4 protein-coding genes are annotated in these 4399 nt (G+C 64.5%); 1 reads left to right on the forward strand and 3 read right to left on the reverse strand.

Annotation, left to right across the window (positions count from 1 at the left end):
- Positions 1-182 precede the first annotated feature (182 nt).
- The 3 genes from kduD to SX243_25285 form a co-directional block, all read right to left on the reverse strand.
- Complete coding sequence (gene kduD / locus SX243_25275) at positions 183-944, reverse strand: 2-dehydro-3-deoxy-D-gluconate 5-dehydrogenase KduD (GenBank protein MDY7096301.1); 762 nt, start codon at positions 942-944, stop codon at positions 183-185.
- Between the two features lie 13 nt (positions 945-957).
- Positions 958-1803, reverse strand: coding sequence for a 5-dehydro-4-deoxy-D-glucuronate isomerase (kduI, locus tag SX243_25280; protein MDY7096302.1), 846 nt, complete (start codon positions 1801-1803; stop codon positions 958-960).
- A 78-nt stretch (positions 1804-1881) separates the two neighbouring features.
- On the reverse strand, positions 1882-3171 hold the full coding sequence (locus SX243_25285) for a glycoside hydrolase family 28 protein (protein ID MDY7096303.1): 1290 nt from the start codon (positions 3169-3171) through the stop codon (positions 1882-1884).
- 693 nt (positions 3172-3864) lie between these two features.
- Here SX243_25285 and SX243_25290 point away from each other — a divergent pair.
- Positions 3865-4399: TonB-dependent receptor plug domain-containing protein (locus SX243_25290; protein MDY7096304.1), on the forward strand; the 535-nt coding region annotated here is incomplete at its 3' end.

Genomic DNA, 4399 nt, shown 5'->3' on the forward strand with positions numbered 1-4399 from the left:
GTCGCACAAGCCGACCGACGAGCACGCAGCGAGATGGCGTGCGGTCTCCCCTTGATGAGCGCGGAAAGCGTGGGTCAGATCGTCGCAGCGCAGGAGGAAGGCGCGGAGGCGTACTGGAAGTACGTCGCACAAGCCGACCGACGAGCACGCGGCGAGATGGCGTGCGATCTCCGCGCTCACCGTCATCGGGCGAGCCAGCCGCCATCCACCGCCACCGTAAACCCCTGCATATAGCGTGAGGCATCCGAAGCGAGGAAGACCGACACTCCCTGCAGATCCTCCGGCGAGCCCCAACGGCCGGCGGGGATGCGGTCGAGGATCGCCTGATTGCGCTTCGGGTCGTCGCGCAGCGGCTGGGTGTTGTCCGTGGCCATATACCCCGGAGCAATGCCGTTGACGTTGATGCCGTGGGCAGCGAGCTCGTTGGCGAGCAGGCGAGTGAGCCCCAGCACAGCGCTCTTCGATGCCGTGTAGGAAGGCACCAGGATGCCTCCCTGATAGCTCAGCATCGACGCGACATTGATGATCTTGCCGCCACGGCCCTGCTCGATCATCACCTTGGCGGCGGCCTGGCTGAGAAAGAAGAGACTGCGAATGTTGACGTTCATCACGTCGTCCCAATCCTCTTCCGTGAACTCGGTGATGGGCGCCCGGCGGATGATGCCGGCGTTGTTGACCAGGATGTCGATACCTCCGAGCCCTTCCACCGTCTTCTCGACGATGGTCGCCACCGAGGCCTTGTCACCGAGGTCCGCCCGAATGCTCAGGCAGCGGCGCCCGAGAGCCTCGATGCGCTCCTGGGTCTCCGACGGGTCGGAACGGGAGACCAGGGCCACATCGGCACCGGCCTCCGCCAGTCCCACCGCAATGCCCTGGCCGAGCCCGCGGCTGGCGCCGGTGACCAGGGCGGTTTTTCCCGCGAGATTGAATTGATCGAGAATCACGAGCTTCGCGCTCCTATTGCAGCTGGTCGAGGGTGAGGTGATCCATGTCGTCGAAGTCTTGGTTCTCGCCGCCCATGCCCCAACAGAAGGTGTAGGAACCGGTGCCCGCTCCGCAGTGGATGGACCAGCTCGGCGAGATCACCGCCTGGGCGTCTGCCACCACCAGATGGCGGGTGGCGTCGGGGCGCCCCATGAAGTGGAAGACGCGGGCGTCCGCCGCCAGGTCGAAGTAGAGGTAGATCTCCATGCGGCGTTCGTGGGTGTGAGGCGGCATGGTGTTCCACACGCTGCCGGGCTCCAGCACGGTGTAGCCCATGGTCAGCTGGCAGCTCTTGACGCCAGCGGGGTGGATGAGCTTGTAGATGGTGCGCTGGTTGGCGGCCTCGCCGCTGCCCAACCGCACGGGCTCCGCCTCCGACTCCTTGATGTGAGCCGTGGGATGAGCGGCGTGGGCCGGGAAGCTGAGCAGGTAGTAGCGAGCGGGCCGGTCGGAAGAGTCGCTGCCGGCAGAGTCGCTGGCGAAGGTGATCGCCCGGCTGCCCCGCCCGACGTAGAGAGCGTCCCGCGAGGCCATGGCGTAGTCCGCGCCGTCGACGGTGATCGTGCCGGGGCCACCGATGTTGAGAATGCCCAGCTCGCGCCGCTCGCAAAAGGTCTCGGCGCGCAGCTCCGGCGCCGACTCCAGGGTGAGGCTCCCGGTGGTCGGCACGGCGGAGCCCACGATGGCGCGGTCCGCGTCGGTGTAGAGCATGGAGATGGTGTCTTCGGTGAACAGCGACTCGACGAGGAAGCTCTGGCGCAGCTCCTCGGTGGTCATGCGGTTCACGCGAACGGGATCGGCGATATAACGAACGTCCATGAAAGGCCCTCTCTTATTCAAATCCACTCTTGATTCAGGTCCACTCGATGATCAGATCTGCTGGCTAGTCGGCTTGCCTCAAGGAGCCGCCGGCTCCCCATCCTCGGTGGAAGATGCGCTCACCGGCCGGCCCGCCACCGTCACGTCGTGGAAGGCGAGGCCCTCGACATTTTCGAGGATCACGGTCTGTTGCGCTGAATCGACGGCGACAGCGCGCAACACCACGTCCAAGAGCGGCGCTTGCTCCGGAGCATGGGCCTCGAAGAGCGTGCCCACCTCCCCCACCTGGAAGTCCTCGAAGACGATGTCGCGATAGGTCGAAGGGAAATTCCCGCCCAGCTCGCCGGGATAGTTGAGCTGGAACCAGAACAGGCGGTCAAAGGAGCCCACCTCGAATCGCCGCACCCCGATGTGCTCGACGGTGCCGCCGCGGTCGAGGTTGGCTTTGAATCGAATCGCCGAAGATCCGGAGCGCAGCACGTTGTCGGTGAAGAAGACGTAGCGGATGTCGCCGGACATCTCGCTACCCAAGGCGATGCCGTCCTCACCACCCATGTCGTTGCCACGCACCACCACATACTCACTGGGCATGGCGACGGTGCGGCCGTCGAGGTCGCGGCCGGACTTCACCACCACCGCGTCGTCCCCGGTGCGGAAAGTCGAATCCTCCACCAGCACGTAGCGGCTGGAGTCCACATCCACGCCGTCGTTGTTCGGGAAGTGGCTCTCCACGTGAATCCCGCGCACCGTGGCGTGCTCGCAATAGACCAGGTGGTTGACCCAGAAGGGGGAGTTCACCGCGGTAAACCCTTGCAGCAGCACCCGCCGCGCCCGCACCAGCTGAACCAGCGGCGGCCGCAGATAGGTGCCCGCCCCGAAGACTCGTTCTTCGAGGGGGACTCCGGTAAAGCCCATGCGCCGCAGCTTCTGCATGTCGTCGTGGGCTAGCGGATGCCAGGGGTGAAAGCCGCTCTGAGCGTTGCCATCGATGGTGCCGGCACCGGTAATGGCCACGTCCTCGACGTCGCGGGCGTAGACCATGGGCGAGTAGCTCAGCACCCGGGTTCCCTCCCAGCGGGTCTCGACCACCGGCAAGTAGTGCTCCGGCTCGGGAGAGAAGAGCAGGTGAGCCCCCGGCTCCAGGTGCAGCTCGATGCGGCTCTTCAGGTGAATCGGGCCGCGGCTGAGCCAGACTCCCGGGGAGAGCACCACGCGCCCGCCGCCGTCGCGGGATGCCTGGGCGATGGCCGTCAGAATCGCCGGCCGGGCATCCATCGCACCATCCGCCGTGGCTCCGAAATCCGCGACTCGGTAGACCCGGTCCGGTATGCGCGGCGCCTCGATGCGGGACACGATGGTCTCCACCATGCCCCAGTCCACCTGGCCGGGGGCCGGGTCGGGAGCTTCGGCGAGGGTACTTGCTTGCCAACAGAGGGCAACAGCCCAGCAGAGACCGGCTGCCCACGAGAATCGGCGGGGCAAAGAAAGGCGGGCCGCGGCGATGCCGCGCCCGGAAGGGATACGGGTTGGGTGTGTCACGAGAAGGACAGTAGCAGATCCTGCACCATTTTGGCTATCGGTGGCATAAATTTTCCTGCCCTAGAACATGCCCTATGGACCGAGATATGGGGAGAAATGAGGCCTCGGCGCCGAAAATTGCTGTCGTCATGCCATTCTAGACTCCAAAAATACCCTCCCCAAGACCGCTCCTCGACGACGCCGAGGACCATCCAAAGGCGCGAGCCCGGCCCAGAAACTCCCGGAACAGGCCCTTGGCATACGAATAAGACCCATAAAATCAATACCTTGCAACGAAATCCGGAAAACCACCCCAACCTCGTCACAATTTTTTGCCACCGATGGCGCAATTTCCCTACGATTCTGATAGGGTCCTAAAAACGATCCTGCCACCGCAGGCAAATTCAAGCTTGGGCCTCCCGGAATCTTGGGGGGCAATTGGGCTCAGATGACTGGCCCGGTTTTTCGAATGTTTTCAGCGAAAGGTGGAGTGGTATGCCCAGATTGTCTTCTGTCCTTACACGCTATCTGCGCAGATTGACGGTGACCCGTGCGCTCGTCGTCGCCCTGCTAGCAGTCCTGCTCGTCACCATGCTCGGCATCCAGCCGGTCCTAGCGCAGGATCCGGAGCAAGGCTCGACGGACTCACGAGCCGAGCAAGCCGCTGAAGAGTCTGCCAACGACGAAGAAGAAGGAGACGAGGAGGAAGGGGACGAGGAGGAAGCGACCGACGAAGGCTTCATGGACGTCATCGAGGTCAAGGGCTTTCGCCAGAGCCTGCAGGAATCCGTCGAGCTGAAGCGGGACGCCGTCAACACCCGCGACAGCATCGTGACCGAGGACATCGGCAAGATGCCCGACCTCAACGTGGCGGAAGCGATCCAGCGCGTTCCTGGCGTGACCATCGTCCGCGAGGGCGGCGAAGGGCGCCAGCTCTCCCTGCGCGGCCTCGACTCGTCCTTCACCCGGGTCACCCTCAACGGCATGGAGGTACCCGCCTCCACCGGTGGTCTCGACAGCTCCGGCGGCGTCAACCGCGGCCGCGGCTTCGACTTCAACGTCTTCCCCGCCGAGCTCT

It is taken from the genome of Acidobacteriota bacterium, assembly GCA_034211275.1.
In the GTDB taxonomy this organism is placed as follows: domain Bacteria; phylum Acidobacteriota; class Thermoanaerobaculia; order Multivoradales; family JAHZIX01; genus JAGQSE01.

What these genes read in the sequence shown, in the direction of transcription:
- kduI (MDY7096302.1), bottom strand. Translation starts at nt 1,803, where the DNA reads ATGGACGTTCGTTATATCGCCGATCCCGTTCGCGTGAACCGCATGACC.
- SX243_25285 (MDY7096303.1), bottom strand. Translation starts at nt 3,171, where the DNA reads ATGGTGGAGACCATCGTGTCCCGCATCGAGGCGCCGCGCATACCGGAC.